This window comes from Salinicola lusitanus, from assembly GCF_003206045.1.
Lineage (GTDB): Bacteria > Pseudomonadota > Gammaproteobacteria > Pseudomonadales > Halomonadaceae > Salinicola > Salinicola lusitanus.
This window is the reverse complement of sequence record NZ_PZJM01000003.1, coordinates 274,509-290,392: the sequence shown is the minus strand read 5'-3', so window position 1 is coordinate 290,392 and position 15,884 is coordinate 274,509. Positions and strand designations below refer to the sequence as shown.

At 63.7% G+C, this 15,884-nt stretch carries 15 protein-coding genes; 6 read left to right on the top strand and 9 right to left on the bottom strand.

The features are described 5' to 3' along the window. Positions 1-53 precede the first annotated feature (53 nt). Positions 54-479 carry a copper resistance protein NlpE gene (locus tag DOM45_RS05065; protein ID WP_110598438.1) on the bottom strand — a complete coding sequence of 142 codons (426 nt, stop codon included), beginning with the start codon at positions 477-479 and terminating at the stop codon, positions 54-56. A gap of 70 nt (positions 480-549) precedes the next feature. Beyond that, positions 550-1,545 (bottom strand): DMT family transporter, encoded by a 996-nt coding sequence (locus tag DOM45_RS05060; RefSeq protein WP_240612292.1) that lies wholly within the window; start codon positions 1,543-1,545, stop codon positions 550-552. A gap of 86 nt (positions 1,546-1,631) precedes the next feature. Between DOM45_RS05060 and DOM45_RS05055 the strand changes: the two genes are divergently transcribed. From DOM45_RS05055 to nspC, 4 genes are all read left to right on the top strand, one after another. Then, positions 1,632-1,883 carry a CsbD family protein gene (locus DOM45_RS05055; protein ID WP_110598437.1) on the top strand — a complete coding sequence of 84 codons (252 nt, stop codon included), beginning with the start codon at positions 1,632-1,634 and terminating at the stop codon, positions 1,881-1,883. A gap of 171 nt (positions 1,884-2,054) precedes the next feature. Further along, on the top strand, positions 2,055-2,378 hold the full coding sequence (locus tag DOM45_RS05050; protein WP_110598436.1) for a YnfA family protein: 324 nt from the start codon (positions 2,055-2,057) through the stop codon (positions 2,376-2,378). A 275-nt stretch (positions 2,379-2,653) separates the two neighbouring features. Beyond that, on the top strand, positions 2,654-3,853 hold the full coding sequence (locus DOM45_RS05045; protein WP_110598435.1) for a saccharopine dehydrogenase family protein: 1,200 nt from the start codon (positions 2,654-2,656) through the stop codon (positions 3,851-3,853). Beyond that, on the top strand, positions 3,853-5,031 hold the full coding sequence (gene nspC / locus DOM45_RS05040) for a carboxynorspermidine decarboxylase (protein ID WP_110598434.1): 1,179 nt from the start codon (positions 3,853-3,855) through the stop codon (positions 5,029-5,031). Before DOM45_RS05045 ends, nspC begins: the two co-directional genes overlap by 1 nt. Before the next feature lie 50 nt (positions 5,032-5,081). Here nspC and DOM45_RS05035 read toward each other — a convergent pair whose 3' ends face one another. Further along, on the bottom strand, positions 5,082-6,023 hold the full coding sequence (locus tag DOM45_RS05035) for a LysR family transcriptional regulator (RefSeq protein WP_110598433.1): 942 nt from the start codon (positions 6,021-6,023) through the stop codon (positions 5,082-5,084). Positions 6,024-6,228: 205 nt separating this feature from the next. Here DOM45_RS05035 and DOM45_RS05030 point away from each other — a divergent pair, with 205 nt between their 5' ends. Next, positions 6,229-7,266, top strand: coding sequence for a hypothetical protein (locus tag DOM45_RS05030; protein WP_110598432.1), 1,038 nt, complete (start codon positions 6,229-6,231; stop codon positions 7,264-7,266). 16 nt (positions 7,267-7,282) lie between these two features. Here the strand turns inward: DOM45_RS05030 and DOM45_RS05025 are convergent, their stop codons facing one another. From DOM45_RS05025 to DOM45_RS05010, 4 genes are all read right to left on the bottom strand, one after another. After that, positions 7,283-7,552, bottom strand: coding sequence for a DksA/TraR family C4-type zinc finger protein (locus DOM45_RS05025; protein ID WP_110598431.1), 270 nt, complete (start codon positions 7,550-7,552; stop codon positions 7,283-7,285). Positions 7,553-7,655: 103 nt separating this feature from the next. Next, on the bottom strand, positions 7,656-8,159 hold the full coding sequence (locus DOM45_RS05020) for a universal stress protein (protein ID WP_110598430.1): 504 nt from the start codon (positions 8,157-8,159) through the stop codon (positions 7,656-7,658). A 199-nt stretch (positions 8,160-8,358) separates the two neighbouring features. Beyond that, positions 8,359-9,474 carry a L,D-transpeptidase gene (locus tag DOM45_RS05015; RefSeq protein ID WP_110598429.1) on the bottom strand — a complete coding sequence of 372 codons (1,116 nt, stop codon included), beginning with the start codon at positions 9,472-9,474 and terminating at the stop codon, positions 8,359-8,361. Between the two features lie 119 nt (positions 9,475-9,593). Beyond that, entirely contained in the window at positions 9,594-10,346 is a 753-nt protein-coding gene (locus tag DOM45_RS05010; RefSeq protein WP_240612291.1) for a murein L,D-transpeptidase catalytic domain family protein, read from the bottom strand. Between the two features lie 221 nt (positions 10,347-10,567). Here DOM45_RS05010 and DOM45_RS05005 point away from each other — a divergent pair, with 221 nt between their 5' ends. Further along, positions 10,568-12,040 (top strand): carbon starvation CstA family protein, encoded by a 1,473-nt coding sequence (locus DOM45_RS05005; RefSeq protein WP_110598427.1) that lies wholly within the window; start codon positions 10,568-10,570, stop codon positions 12,038-12,040. 123 nt (positions 12,041-12,163) lie between these two features. On the opposite strand, the gene DOM45_RS05000 is transcribed toward DOM45_RS05005, so the two are convergent. Continuing rightward, a complete protein-coding gene (locus DOM45_RS05000; RefSeq protein WP_110598426.1) occupies positions 12,164-14,401 on the bottom strand; it encodes an NADP-dependent isocitrate dehydrogenase in 2,238 nt (745 codons plus the stop codon). 313 nt (positions 14,402-14,714) lie between these two features. Next, complete coding sequence (locus DOM45_RS04995) at positions 14,715-15,794, bottom strand: lactonase family protein (protein ID WP_157958350.1); 1,080 nt, start codon at positions 15,792-15,794, stop codon at positions 14,715-14,717. Positions 15,795-15,884: the final 90 nt, after the last annotated feature.

The following is a 15,884-nucleotide window of genomic DNA, read 5'->3' as shown; positions in this document are numbered from 1 at the left end:
CCGACGCCGAGGCGCCGGGCAGAGCCCGGCGCGCCAATATCGACCGTGCACCGTTACTGGCGTTTCAACGTCATGTCGGCTCCGGACTGGATCGACTGCATGTGCGTGTCGAGGACTTCCAGATCGCCGTTGTCGAGCGGCCGCAGGTAATAGATCGTGTTACCGCCAGCGCCCTTGAGCTCGTAGATCGTCGGTATCTGTTGCGGTCCGGCGTCCTTCAGGACCAGGAAATTGCCCTGGGTCGTCATGGGCTCGTCACTGCGCCCCTGGTAGAGGCTGTTCAGTACATAGGCCCCGCCGGTGTCATCCATGTTCATCATCTCCAGGTCGACCTGGATGCCCGAGCAGTCGGCGCAAGGCAGAACGCCTTCATACTCACCGGCCGCCTTCTCGTACGGCGAGGGCGGCGTGCTGGAGCACCCCGCCAGGACCAGCGCCAAGCCCAACAATCCTGCACCCACCCATTCTGGCTTACGCATTGCTTATTCCTTTTTTAGCAAAATGCGATTTTCAGTATAGTGCGAAAATCCGGTGGCGAGCGTGTCGGGCTCAATCGCCGGTCTGGCGGGGCACCACGGCATCGCGCCGACGTCGGAACAGGATCATCCAGAGCGCAACGCCTATCAGCGAGCCGCCGATGGCATGCGCCCAGGTCACCTGCTCGCCCAGGAAGAGTGCGCCCCAGAGTACGCCGAACGCGGGCACCAGCATGGTGACCGTGAGCGGCTTGACCGGTCCGAGATCTTCGACGAGCCGGAAATAGAGAAGGTAGGCCAACGAGGTGCAGGCGAGCCCCAGCGCCAGCATCGCCCACCAGACGCCACTGTCGGTCCAGGCAGTGGCCTGGTGTGCCAGCGTCAGCTGGCCGAGCATGAAGGGCGCCAGCAGCAGCGTTGCGCCGACCTGCGAGCCCATGGCGATCAGGCGCGAGTCCAGGCCGCCGCGATCGGCCACCCAGCGCTTGACGATGAACCCGCCCAGCCCGTAGCAGACCGCGGCAGTCAGGCAGGCGGCGGCGCCAATGAGCAGGCCGCCATCGATCCGGACGGGCCCCGCGCCCACCAGGACGCCGACACCCAGCATGCCCGCCGCGACGCCGACCAGCCGATCTCTCGTCAACGGCTCCTGAAACAGCGTGGCGCCGATGATCACCCCCATCAACGGTGTCGAGGCGTTGAGCATCGCGGAATAGCCGGCAGGCAGGTACTGCGCGGCGATGCAGAACATGCCGAACGGAATACCGGAGTTGATCATGCCGATCGCCAGCACTGCTCCGAGCTTGCCGTCGAAGCGCCAGCGCACGCGCAGTAGCGCCAGGATCGCCACCAGTCCCGCTGCACCGAGCAGCACGCGGAAGAACGCCGTGGGGAAGGCCCCCAGCGCCGGGGTGGCGATGCGCATGAACAGGAAACTGGCGCCCCATAGCGCCGATAGCAGAAGCAGACGACCAAGCGAGAGTAGTGGCATGCTGAACAGGCTCCGGGAGTGATCGGTGCGTAGCGTAAACCGCTCCTGCGTCGAAGTCCGGCGGTTTTCGGAACTCATGGGTTTTGTCGAGATCCTCTAAGCCAACTATGCTCAGGTGTCAGCGGAATGATTCCGCTGCGGCAACGGCAATCAAGGAGATCGAGATGTACGAAGATCAAGTGAAAGGACGCACCGAGGAACTCAAGGGTCATGCTCAGGAAACGGTCGGTGGCTTGACCGAAGATGACAATCTCCGCCGCGAGGGCAAGGCCAGGCAGGCCGCCGGCAAATTGCAGGCCAACTATGGCGAGAAGCTCGATGACGTGCGTGAAGCGACGGTGAAGAACCCGATCAGCGCCTTGGCGATCGCCGGTGGTGTCGGTGTGTTCCTGGGGATTCTGCTCGGCCGGCGTTGATGACTTCCTGAACGTGCCGAAGAACGCATCTCGACCCCGGCAGCAGGCCGGGGTCGTCGTGTCTGCCGGTAACGACCGCTGACGTCGGCCACGATCATAAAGCCTGCCTGGCTTGCGGCATGTCCCGCGAGACGCGACAGTCTGTTCGGCATTCATTCATGGGCTATCGTTTTGTCGACTCCTCTCATCTATCTCGCTGCGGCGTTGGCGGAAATCGCGGGTTGTTTCGCGTTCTGGGCGTGGTGGCGATCGGGCTGTTCCGCATTGTGGTTGGCCCCGGGGGCCATCAGCCTGGGGCTGTTCGCGTGGCTGCTGACGCTGGTGGACAGTGATTATGCCGGACGTGCCTACGCCGCTTACGGCGGTGTCTACATCGTCACCTCGGTATTGTGGTTATGGCTCGTCGAGCACCGCCTGCCCGACCGCTGGGATGTGACGGGGGCGGCGATCTGCCTGGTCGGCGCCGGCGTCATACTGTTCGGGCCTCGCGGTTGAGGGTGTCACACGAGGGCGGGATGGCGGAGCGCGCTGTTTCGTCTGATGGTAACGAATCCCTCCTAACATCGACCGGGATTTGACGCGAAAAAGTCTTGAGGCCAGTCTCTGACGAGGTCATCATCTGCGACCTCTCGCCGGTTCCCAGGGACGGTACGAGAGACCAAGACCGGGGTGGCATCGGGTCGGGGTGCGCTGAATCTTATGAGACGTTAGTTGCCCACTACCGATAAGACCTTATCACTGTTGACTTTTCCCGATCTGGAAGCGAATTCATGAGCAAAGTCCTGATTGTTGGTGCCGGTGGCGTCGGTGGCGTAGTCACCCACAAGTGCGCACAGCATCCCGAAGTATTCAGCGAGATCTGTCTCGCCAGCCGCAACGAAGCCAAGTGCAAGGCCATCGCCGAGCAACTGCCGCGTTCGATCCAGACCGCTCAGGTCGACGCTGACAGCGTCGAAGCGCTGGTCGCGCTGATCGAGTCGTTCAAGCCGGATATCCTGATTCACGTGGCACTGCCTTATCAGGATCTCACCATCATGGAAGCCTGCCTCCAGACCGGCGTGCCCTATCTGGACACCGCCAACTACGAGCATCCGGACGAGGCCAAGTTCGAATACAAGGAGCAGTGGGCGTTCCAGGATCGTTATGCCAAGGCGGGTGCAATGGCCACGCTGGGCTGTGGCTTCGACCCGGGCATGACCAATATCTATTGCGCCTACGGCCAGAAGAACCTGTTCGACGAGATCCACCGGATCGATATCCTGGATGCCAACGGCGGCGATCACGGCTACCCGTTCGCCACCAACTTCAACCCGGAAATCAACATTCGCGAGATCACCGCGAACGGCCGTTACTGGGAGAAGGGCGAGTGGGTCGAGACGCCGCCGCTGGCCGAGAAACGCAAGTTCGACTTCGACGGCATCGGCGAGAAGGAGATGTATCTGCTCTATCACGAAGAGCTGGAATCGTTGTCCCAGAACATCAAGGGCCTGGAGCGCATTCGCTTCTGGATGACCTTCTCGGAGAAGTACATCACGCACCTCAAGGTGCTCGAGAACGTCGGCATGACCCGTATCGAGCCGATCCAGGTCGAGGGAGTCGAGATATCCCCGCTGCAGTTCCTGAAGCAGGTACTGCCGGACCCGGCATCCCTCGGCCCGCGCACCAAGGGCAAGACCAACATCGGCGTCATTCTCGACGGCATCAAGGATGGCAAGCGTCGCAAGGTGTACATCTACAACATCTGCGATCACGAGAAGTGCTACGCCGAAGTCCAGTCCCAGGCGATCTCCTACACCACCGGCGTGCCGGCGGTGACCGGTGCGATGCTGATGCTGGAAGGCATCTGGAAGGGCGAGGGGGTGTTCAACGTCGAGCAGCTCGATCCCGACCCGTTCATGGCGCGCATCGGTGAGATGGGGTTGCCGTGGCAGATGGTCGAGCTCGATCCTGACCAGGATCCACTGGCCTGATGGCGACGCACGACACCGGCCACTCGCTCGACGCGGCGCCGTTCGATGTCGGCGCCTGCCCGTCGCCGGCGTACGTGGTGGATGACGCGCTGTTGCGGCGCAATCTGGAGCTGCTGGGGCGGGTGCAGGCCGAGAGCGGTGCCAGGATTCTGCTGGCGCTGAAAGGCTTCGCCATGTGGAACACCTTCCCGCTGGTGAGTCAGTACCTGGTGGGGACGACCGCCAGTGGGCAGGACGAGGCGCGCCTGGGCGCCGAGACGTTCGGTGGTGAAGTCCATGTCTATTCTCCGGCGTTCACCGCGCCGGAGATGGAGGTGGTCCTGCGTTACGCCGATCACCTGAGTTTCAATTCGCCGAGCCAGTGGCGGCATTTCCGCGAGACGGTCAGGGCCGCGCCGCGCCGCGTCTCCTGCGGGCTGCGGGTCAATCCCGAACACTCCACCGGTGAAGTGGCGCTCTATGATCCCTGCGCGCCGGGTTCGCGCCTTGGCACCCGGGCGGTCGATCTGTCGCCGGCAGACGTCGAGGGGCTGGAAGGCCTGCATTTCCACGCGCTCTGCGAGCAGAACAGCGATGCGCTGGAAGCGACGCTGGCGGCGTTCGAGGCCAGATTCGGTCAGTATCTGGCCGGCCTGCGCTGGGTCAACTTCGGCGGCGGACATCACATCACTCGTGCCGATTACGATGTCGAACGCCTGGTGCGGGTGATCCGTGACTTCAAGGCGCGTCATCCCCATCTCGAGGTCTATCTCGAGCCGGGCGAAGCGATCGCGCTGAACACCGGCTATCTCGTCTGCAGCGTGCTGGATATCGTCGACAACGATGGTCCCATCGCGATCCTGGACACCTCGGCGACGGCGCACATGCCGGACGTGCTGGAGATGCCCTACCGTCCCGAGATCATCGGCGGTGCCAAGCCCGGCGAGAAAGCCCATACCTACCGCCTCGGCGGAACGACCTGCCTGGCCGGCGACGTGATCGGTGATTACGCCTTCGACCGGCCGCTCGAGATCGGCGACCGGCTGGTGTTCACCGACATGGCACACTACACCATGGTCAAGACCACCACCTTCAACGGCATTCGGCTGCCGGCGATCTGCCGGATCGACGAGACAAGCCGCGAGGTGCGAACCGTCAGGACCTTCGGCTACGTGGACTACATGCAGCGCTTGAGTTGATGGGCCAGATGTCGGCCCTGGTGACAATGCCCCGCGCCGCGGGGCATTTTTCATGGTCGGCTGGGTGTGCGCTGCGCCGGCGAGAAAGGTGGCGCTGACTGGTATTGGGTGATGATATCCAGCAGCTCCTGTCCAAACCCGGGCAGGGCATGGTCGTCGCGAATCAGGATGCTGCGCTCGCGGTATGCCCAGGCGTCGCTCAGGTGACGCACGCTCAAGCGCATGTGGCCTCGATAACGAAGTGCGCAGGACTCCGGAATGATACCCACCCCGACCCCGGCCTCGATCATGCGGCACGCCGATTCGAAACCGAATACCTGAATTCTGACCGGCAGTGGCTTGCCCAGCTCCAGCGCTTTCATCTCCAGATAATGAAACAGCGTGCTGCCCTCGTGCAGCGTGACATGCGGATAAACCAGGGCATCCTCGTAGGTGACCTCCTCGCGTTCGGCCAGCGGGTGATCGAGCGGTGTCGCCAGCACCAGCCTGTCCTGGCTGAAAGGCAGCGTCTTCAGTCGCGAGGGCACCTCGACGCCCACCATGATGCCAAGAATGCCCATGTCGGCGGTGCCGTCGAGCACACCGCGGACGATATCGCTGGTCATTCGTTCCTGGAGGTCCACGGTGATACCGGGGCGCGCGGCGAGAAAATCGGCCAGTACCTCGGGCATGAACTCGATCACTGCGGTGGTGTTGGCGAAGATCCGCAGGTGTCCGGCAGCGTCGCTGGCATAGCCGGAGAACTCGCTCTTCACACGCTCGACCTGGCGCAGGATGAGATGGGCGTGCTGCAGCAGCCGCTCCCCGGCCGGGGTCAGCTCGACACCCTGGCTGCTCCGGTAGAACAGACGACTTTCCAGTTGTGCCTCCAGCGACTTGACCCGACCGCTGACCGCCGCCGTCGACAGATGCGCGCGCTGTGCGCCGGCCGTCAGGCTCCTAGCTTCCGCCACGTGGACGAAGATACGCAGGTCCGCCAGATCGAAATGCATTGGGATCGGTTCCTTCGGTGCGACGCATGACAGTGAGGCGCTGAGTGTGTACTCCCGTGGCGAGCGGGACGTCACTAAGTCGATTCGACGACGCATCCAAGCCTATTTTGGGATTTTGCCCTCCGGGCACCCGCCACCGGTTGCCCTGGCGTTTGTAATGGCCTAAATCTGGGCCGTTACGGCTTGCTACATGCGAGGGGATGCCATGAGATTACTACTTCACCCCGGTCATGCGAAGTGCGGTTCGACCAGCATTCAGCGGGCGATCATCCGCAATCGCCCGGGACTGGCCGACAATCGGGTCGTCGTGCCCGATCCGCACCTTCGCCTGCCCGGCGATGCCGGGTTCGATCCCCATGGCGAAACCCCACGCGAGTTCTTTCGACAGGTCATGGAGAATGGTGGAGACACGACGTCTCTGCGCTCGCGCCTGGCGTCCTGGCAGGAGTCGCCACTGTGGCGGGACGCGACCTTCGTGATCTCCGCGGAGAACCTCATCAACCATCTGATGGGGCCGATAGGAGAGGGCATTCATCGGGTGCTCGCCGAATACTTCGACGACGTCCAGGTGATCTACTACATTCGCCGGCAGGATGACTACCTGCTCTCCGCCTGGCAGCAGTGGGGGTTCAAGGAGGGCAAGTCATTCGCGGAATATAGCCAGGAGGCGTTGCGCCGGGCCAACCCACACTACTTGGCGGTCGGGCAGGCTTTCGGCAGGCTCTATGGGGCCGCTCATGTGACGGTGAGACCGCTGCAGGCGGAGGCGCTACGAGGGGGAGAGCTGCTGACGGACTTCTTCGCCCATTTGGTGGAGGACCCGTCGACGCTCTCTTTCAACCAGGATCGAAGCAATCTCAGTCTGAATCCCTTTTTCTGCGAGATTCTCGCCGGCTATCAAGGGCTCTTCCGCGATATCCATGATGACAGGCTGAAGCAACGGCTGATCAGGACGCTGGGCGCCGGCAACGAGCTGTTCCAGCGTGAGAGGGATTTCATGGACCCGGAGATGGCTCGACGCATCATGGCGCATCACCGCGAGGAGAATGCTCGGCTTCAGCAGCAGTTCTTCCCGCACGTGCCGTTCGAGGCCGTCTTCGGTGACCGTGATGCAGGGGAGTCGGATCCAGCCGTGCGGGGGCGCCTATCCCGGGACCGGGCCGAGCAATTGCAGAGGCGTGTGATCCGAGACCTGCTCGAACTGCTGCAGTCGATGCCGGAGGGGGCGAGATCGCCGGCCTGACGGCTCGACCAGCCGCTCAGCGCAGTTGACTGTCCTTGCTGCCACGGCGATTGTAGCCGGCACGATGCGTCTGGTGGCGATCCGCTTCGGCCTGACAGGCGATACACAACCGAACGCCGGGCACGGCCTGGCGGCGCGCTTCCGGGATCGGCGCCTCGCACTCCTCGCAAACCGCCAGGCTGGGCCCGGCTCGCTGCAGCCGCAGTCGCGCTTCCTGGATACCGTCTTCCACGGTGCTGTCGATCTGCTCCTGAACCGCACCGTCTTTTGCCCAGCCGCTGGCCATGCGCTCTCTCCTTCGGGAACCTCTCCCGTGATGATCTCACAGCATGGTGGTGACCCTGGTGTCTCGCAAGTCCTGCGCGTGAATTGACGGCCCAGGCCGAGGGTCAGTCGAAGTCGACGAATTCGTGGGGCGCCTGTGTCGCGTGCCGGTGCGGGGTCTCATGTACGCAGATCACCCGACACTTGGCAACGTGGGTCACCTTGTGGGAGACGCTACCGATCATCAGACCCTTGAACTGGCCGACGCCTCGGCTGCCCATCACGATTGCGTCCACTTCCAGTCGCTCGGCTTCGGCAACGATCGTGCGGGCCGGCGAGCCCTGCTTGACCAGGGTGTCGAATTCGCCGTTGTAACCGGGAAAAGAGGGGAGCGTATCCAGCGCCACGTCCAGGATGGCGTGACCTTCGCGGAGCGCGGTGTCCACCGAAGCCGCCTTGATCGCCGCTTCGACGCTCAGCAACTCGCCGCGGTGCAGCTGGGGATAGGGGGCGCGGACATTCAGGAGATACAGCTTGCCCTGAACCGGTGCCGCCAGTTGGCAGGCGACATTGAGCGCGACATGGGAGTCCTCGGAACCATCGATGGGGACCAGCAGAGACTTGAACATGGCAACCTCCCAAAGGTGAAGGGAACCAGCGGAAGCGCTCCAGGGGCCGCACCGTCTCCGGTCGCCTGCGGCCGTTGACGTGTCACGACTCGTCGAATCGCTCGTCGACCCTCAACATAGGCCAGTTCCGGGGTGGATCATAGTGGCTGAATGTCGCATGCCTCGTCCTACCCGCACCCCGTGGCCGTCGGTGGCGACTTCAGTGGTCGGCGCCGACACGAGGCTCGGTCGCGACGTTATCCAGCCAGTCGTGGGGGCCGACGCTGTCGATCACGCGTAGGCGTCCACCGCTGGTCTCCGGAGCCAGGTGCGCGTCGGTGGCGACCAGCACGGTACCGGGGGCGAGCAGGGGCAACACCTTCTGCTTGAAACCGTCCGGCACGACGACCTGATTGACCAGATCGGCCGGTACCCGCTGGCCGGCCGTACTCTCGTAACCCGGTACGCCGATCGCGATCCAGGTGGGCATCGGCAGTGCCCGGTTGTCTCTTCCGGGGCTCGTGTGAGCGCTCTGTTGCGAGGTCGGGGGATGGAAATGCCCTTCGACGATATAGGCGCGGGTCCCGGTCACGGTATCCGAACGAGCTAGCTCGACACGGGAGCGGCCGATCTCGACGCCGTTGCGATAGACCACGATCATGCGGTCACTGCGGCTCAGCACCATTGAAACCGGCCCCGCGGCGGGGGGATCCATGGCCCAGCGCCAGCTACTGCCACTGGCCAGTTGGGGCATGCCGGCATCGGCGCCGGTATGCGCATCGATCGGACTCAACGGGCCGGGGTGAACGAGGGAAACCGGCGCCTGACCTTCCTGGGCCACCACCACGGTCATCCCGAGGTTCGAGGCGTCGAACAGCAGGCGGGCGAACTCGGTGGGCAGGTGGACGCAGCCGTGGGACTCCGGGTAGCCCGGCAAGCCGCCGGCATGCAGTGCCACGCCGTCCCAGGTCAATCGCTGCTGGTAGGGCATCGGGGCGTTGCCATAGAGATTGGAGTGGTGATCCTTGTCCTTCTGCAGCACGGTGAAGACACCCGTAGGCGTCTCATAGCCGGGGCGACCGCTGCTGATCGTGCTCACGCCGATCAGGATGCCGTTGCGATAGACGTAGGCCCGCTGCTCGGCCAGGCTGACGACGACGGCCATCGGCCCGGCCCGCTCGTCATCGCCGCCCCAGATCCAGGCGCCGGGAGGCAGTCGGTCGAGCGGGGAATCAATAGGGCTCGATTGCTTGTCACCCCAGAAAGGCACGGCAAAACTGGCCGGCGAGGCCAGCATGGCAAGGCTCAACAGTAGCGTGATTCCCAGCCGCAGCATTGGGGAACTCCCTGACGACTGCCGGTTCTCTTCTGGTCATCGACGCCCGGCACCCTATCAATGTCGCCTCTGCGGGGGAACCTGGCAAGGTCCGGAAACCGGCGTCCCGTGGAGATCGTTCAGCGCGCGCCGAGCCAGCGATGCTCGTGAACGTTTTGCGCGACCCGGGCCTGCCCGCACCGGGCCAGCGCGGAACGCATCAGCCACTCGCGCTCGGGATAGTAGGAGAACACGAACTGACCCTCCTTCAGCACGTCGATCACGCCATCGGCGATGCCGGGGCGCAGGGCGGGGCACCCCCAACTGCGACCCAGCCGGCCCTGCGCCTCGCCGGCTGCCGGGTCCACGTAGTCAGCGCCATGGATGACGATCGCGCGGCTCATCGCCGCATCGTTGAAGCCGGGTTCCAGGCCCTCCATGCGCAGGGAGTAGCCGTTTTTGCCCTCGTAGGTCTGGCCGGTCAGAAACAGGCCCAGGCTGGAGGCGTGAGAGCCTTCTTGGTTGGAGAAGTGATCCGGGATGTCCCCGCCCGAGCCCTGTCCATGCGCCACCACCTCTCGATAGAGGAGCGTGTTGCGGGCCAGATCGAAGACCCAGAGACGTGGCGTCAGTGAAGAGCGGCTGTAGTCGATGATTGCCAGGCGCCGGGCGTTCTCTCCCACGCCGTGCTGCTGCGCGCATTGCATGATCCCCAGGCCGAGGGCGACGACGTCGGGATCGGCGTCCGGGGCCAGTCGATCGAGTGAGGCCGCCGTCGGCTGATATCTCACGTCGGCGCGTGCCAGCAGGTCGGGAGCGGTCGATGACGTTGCCGCCATCGCGGGGGAGATCGCTGCCAGCAGGCTCGGCGAGGCGATGAGAAGGAGTGCCACGAGAGTCTTGAACATTGACGGTGTGGGCGAGGTGGCTGGAAAGGCGCCAGCATGCTTGAGAAGTCCCATCGAGACAAGCGCCGCCACCACCACTAAAGTCTAGATGTAATGTGCGGGCCTTATTCGTAAATTGGCGCGCTCTATCGAATTGCGGATCCTGCGGGTCCGTGTCGTACCTGCCGGATGCCCACAAGGCGTCTTTCCAGCACCAGGGGCCCTAGATGATTACATTCATTGGATCGATCCTACTGTTGATAGTGGGCTACTTCACGTATGGAAAATTCGTGGAGCGGGTGTTCGTCACCGATCGAAAGCGACGCACGCCGGCGTTCACCATGCGTGACAACATCGACTACGTGCCGATGAACACCACGCGGAATTCGCTGATTCAACTGCTCAATATCGCGGGGGTCGGACCCATCTTCGGACCGATTCTCGGCGCGCTCTACGGTCCGGTGGCGTTCGTTTGGATCGTCGTCGGCTGTATCTTCGCCGGCGCGGTGCACGACTATCTCACCGGCATGATCTCGATCCGCAATCATGGCGCTCACCTGCCGCAGCTGGCGGGCAAGTTCCTGGGCAGGGTGATGAAGCACGTCGTCAACGGCTTCGCCATTCTGCTGCTGCTGTTGGTGGGTACCGTCTTCGTGACCTCGCCGGCGGCGCTGCTCGCCAACATGACGCCGTTGTCGATCACGCTGATCACGCTGGTGATCTTCGCCTACTACCTGCTGGCGACGCTGCTGCCGATCGATAAGGTGATCGGTCGCATCTACCCTTATTTCGGCGCGCTGCTGCTGTTCAGCGCGTTGGGTATCGGCCTGGGCATGATCTTCACCGGCGCGCCGATTCCCGAGCTCTCGTTTCAGAACATGCATCCCCAGGGCGCACCGATCTTCCCGCTGCTGTTCCTGACCATCTCCTGCGGCGCGCTGTCCGGTTTTCATGCGACCCAGACACCCATCATCTCCCGCACCACGGAGAACGAGAGCAACGGTCGCAAGATCTTCTACGGCATGATGATCACCGAAGGTGTCATCGCGATGATCTGGGCGGCGGCGGCGATGAGCCTGTTCCACGGCGATCACACGCTATCCGACGTCCTGGCAGCCGGCGGCCCGGCCGCCGTGGTCAGCGAGGTCTCCACCACCATGCTGGGCGCCATCGGCGGTACGCTGGCCATTCTCGGCGTGATCGTGTTGCCGATCACCTCCGGCGACACGGCCTTCCGCAGCGCGCGCATGATCATCGCCGACTACCTGAAGGTCGACCAGCGCCCCATCGTCAAGCGCCTGCTGATCGCCGCGCCGCTGTTCGTGGTCTCATACGCGCTGACCCATATGGACTTCACGCTGCTGTGGCGCTACTTCTCCTGGGCCAACCAGACCACGGCCGTCATCGCGCTGTGGGTCGCGACCATGTATCTGGTGCTGGCACGCAAGCCGCACCTGATCACCTCGATCCCGGCGACGTTCATGACCATGGCGACCTTCACCTATCTCGCCTACGCGCCGATCGGCTTCGGTCTCTCGCTGCAGATGAGCTACGTGGTGGCGGCGATCGGTACGCTGATCTGCATCGCGTTGTTCATGAAGCGGGTACGTCGCCTGAGCGGCGGTCTGTTTGCCGTCGACGAGCCGGAAGTGCCGGCCCACCTGAACGGCAAGGGGGGCGAAGCGCTGGCGACGAGCTGAGCGCCAACGTTTCGCTCGTGGTAGACCTGCAAAGCAAACGGGCCCGTGCCNNGCACGGGCCCGTTTCTTTGGGTGTTGTGGCAGCGGTGAAACCGGCTCGATAACTTCGAGCCGGTACGCCGATCAGGAAGCCTGGTAGAGCTTGCTCAATGCCGCGTTCAGCGTCTTGCTGGGCCGCATCGCTTCGCTCACCAGCTTGCCATCGGGGTGGAAGTAGCCCTTGATGTCCACCGGCTTGCCCTGAACGGCGTTCAGCTCGTCGACGATCGCCTTCTCGTTGTCGCTGAGCGTCTTGGCGATCTCCTCGAACAGTGATTTCAGCTCGCTGTCTTCGGTCTGGGCGGCCAGCTCTTTTGCCCAGTAGAGCGCCAGATAGAAGTGGCTGCCGCGGTTGTCGAGCTCGCCGACCTTGCGCTTGGGCGACTTGTCGCTGTCGAGAAACTCGCCGTTGGCCTTGTCCAGCGTCGCCGACAGGATGCTGGCACGGGCGTTGTCGAAGGTGCTGCCGAGATGCTCGAGGGAAGCCGCGAGGGCCAGGAACTCACCCAGTGAATCCCAGCGCAGGTGGTTCTCCTCCAGGAACTGCTGGACGTGCTTCGGCGCGGAGCCGCCGGCACCGGTCTCGAACAGGCCGCCGCCGTTCATCAGCGGCACGATGGAGAGCATCTTGGCGCTGGTGCCGAGTTCCATGATCGGGAACAGGTCGGTCAGATAGTCGCGCAGCACGTTACCGGTGACGGAGATGGTGTCTTCGCCTTTGCGGATGCGCTCCAGCGACACCTTCATCGCTTCCACCGGCGCGAGGATACGGATGTCCAGGCCGTCGGTATCGTGATCCTTGAGGTAGGTCTCGACCTTCTCGATCAGTTTGGCGTCGTGGGCGCGGTTGGCGTCGAGCCAGAAGATCGCCGGCGAACCGCTTTCACGGGCGCGATTGACGGCCAGCTTGACCCAATCCTTGATCGGCGCATCCTTGGTCTGGCACATCCGCCAGATGTCGCCGGCCTCGACGTCATGGCGGAACAGCGTCTGGCCGTTCTCGTCGGTGACGACGACGGTGCCATCGGCCGGGATGTGGAAGGTCTTGTCGTGAGAGCCGTACTCCTCGGCCTTCTGTGCCATCAGGCCGACGTTGGGCACGCTTCCCATGGTGGTCGGGTCGAAGGCGCCATGCTGCTTGCAGTCCTCGATCACGGTCTGGTAGATGGTCGCGTAGCAGCGATCCGGAATCACCGCCTTGGCATCGTGCAGGGCGTCGTCGGTGCCCCACATCTTGCCGGAATCGCGGATCATCGCCGGCATGGAGGCATCGATGATCACGTCACTCGGCACGTGCAGGTTGGTGATGCCCTTGTGGGAGTTGACCATCGCCAGTGCCGGGCGCTCCTGGTAGAGCGCGTCGATGTCGGCCTTGATCGCATCCCGCTGTTCGCTCGGCAGTTTCTCGATCGCGCTGTAGAGATCGCCGATACCGCTGCTGGAGTTGAAACCGGCCAGTTTCAGCGCCTCGGCGTGCTTCTCCAGCGCCTCCTTGTAGAACTCCTCGACCACGATGCCGAACATGATCGGGTCGGAGACCTTCATCATGGTCGCCTTCAGGTGCAGCGAGAACAGCACGCCGCGCTTCTTGGCATCCTTGATCTCGCTGTCGATGAAGTTGCGCAGGCGACGGCTGCTCATGCTCGCGGCGTCGACGACTTCGCTCTCCTTGACGGCGAGGCCTTCTTTCAGCGTGATATGGGTACCGTCTTTCTGCTGCAGTTCGATCTTCAGCTTGCCGGCGTTGGCGATCACGGCGGACTGCTCGCTGCCGTAGAAGTCGCCTTCGCTCATGTGGGCGACGTGAGACTGGGAGTCGCTGCTCCACTCACCCATGCGATGCGGGTACTTGCGGGCATAGTTCTTGACCGACTTGGGCGCGCGGCGATCGGAGTTGCCCTCGCGCAGCACCGGGTTGACCGCGCTACCCTTGGCCTTGTCGTAAGCTGCCTTGATCGCCTTTTCGTCATCGTTCTTGGGCTCTTCCGGATAGTCCGGCAGCGGATAGCCCTGGCCCTGCAGTTCCTTGATGGTCGCCTTGAGCTGCGGCCCCGAAGCGCTGATGTTGGGCAGCTTGATGATGTTGGCTTCCGGCGTCGTCGCGAGTTGTCCGAGTTCGGCCAGATCGTCGCTGACGCGCTGCTCGTCGCTCAGCAGATCGGGGAACTGGGCCAGAACGCGAGCGGCGAGAGAGATGTCGCGGGTTTCGACCGTGATGCCGGCGGTGCCGGTGAAGGCCTCGATGATCGGCAGCAGAGAGTAGGTGGCCAGAGCCGGGGCTTCGTCGGTCAGGGTATAGATGATCTTCGGCGTATTGGGCATGTCTGTTCGTTAACCTCTCTTTGGCAATGACACGAAGTGTCGAGTGCGTGCGGAAACTCGAGTGCGCGGCGCGCCGTTTCGGTTCGAAACGTCTGCGCTCGACGCCGTCCTCTGTCGGTCACCCGACGCTTTCTCGAGTCCTGGACGTGATATCCGCCTGAACGTCGGCTTCTGGCGCCCTGGATGTCCGGCACTCGGACTGAAATCGGTCGCGGCGACGGTGCGTGAAAGTTGTCGACAACCCGCGGTCGCGACCGAGTATACCAGCGGTGGGTGACCAGCGCATTCACGTGACCCGGTAGCGGACCGGCGATCACGGCTGTTCGAACGATACGATCTCCACCCAGTTCGTCTTGCGGCCGGTGGCGACATCGTTGACATGGCTCAGCTCGCCGCTGGCCGCTTCGATGCGATAGAGCGACAGGTGATCGCTCAGTTCGCCGGCGGCTACCAGGTAACGCCCGACGGGATCGATCCCGAACCCCCGGGGCTGTGTCACGGTAGGCCGGGTGCCGACGAAGTGGAGCTCGCCGGAATCCGGGTTGGCGCGCAGCGTGCTCAGGGTGCTGCCGGTGCGCTCGGAGAGGTAGAGATAGCGCCCGTCGGGCGTGACGTGCAGATCGGCGGCCCAGATACGAGGCGTGTCGTCCCCGTCGGGAATCTCCTCCCGGGGCATGCCCGGCGCGAGGCCGTGGCCCTCGGGCAACCCCTGGCAGACGCCGACCCGGCTCAGTGTGCCGCTGTCGGCATCCAGCGCGAAGGTCGTTACCGTGGCGTCGAACTCTCCCAGTACGTAGACGAATCGCCCGTTCGGCGAAAAGACGAAATGGCGGGGGCCGGAACCGGTCGCGGTTTCGGCGACGGCCGGCTCGTTGGGAGCGAGCGCGCCGTCGGCGAAGTAGAACTGGGCCAGTTGGTCATCGCCCAGGTTGGTGGCAAGAACGTGGTGATTGTCGGGGGTCGTCTGGATGGCATGCGCGCGGCTGCCGGTGCCAAGCGTCTGGGTGGCATCTCCGGCGACGCCGTTGGCATCGATGGGGCTGACGCTGACCAGATCACCGCCGTAGGAGGCGGCCAGCAGGTAACGGCCGGCGCGGTCGGTGGCGATGTAGGCCATGCTGCCGTAGAGCGCGCCACTGCCCAGCGGCGTCAGCTCCCCGGTGCTGGCTTCGATGCGATAGCTCAGCACCCGCAATGGATCACTGCGGACCGCTGCGTAGAGATACTGCCGATCGGGACTGACGGCCAGCGGCATCACATTGTCGGCTGCCTCCGTGGTAGCGAGCGGGATCAGTTGGTCGGCGCTCCGATCCAGCCGGTAACTGCCAATTGTTCCATCGCCGGCATTGGCGACGTAGACGACGGTATCGAGCGCGGGGGCGGTGGGGGGCATGAGGCGTTCCTGAACGGTTGAAGGAGGTCGTGCGACAGTGACGCCGTCCCGGCGCGTGTTGACCGGCGGCCCGGTGACGACGAATGGCAG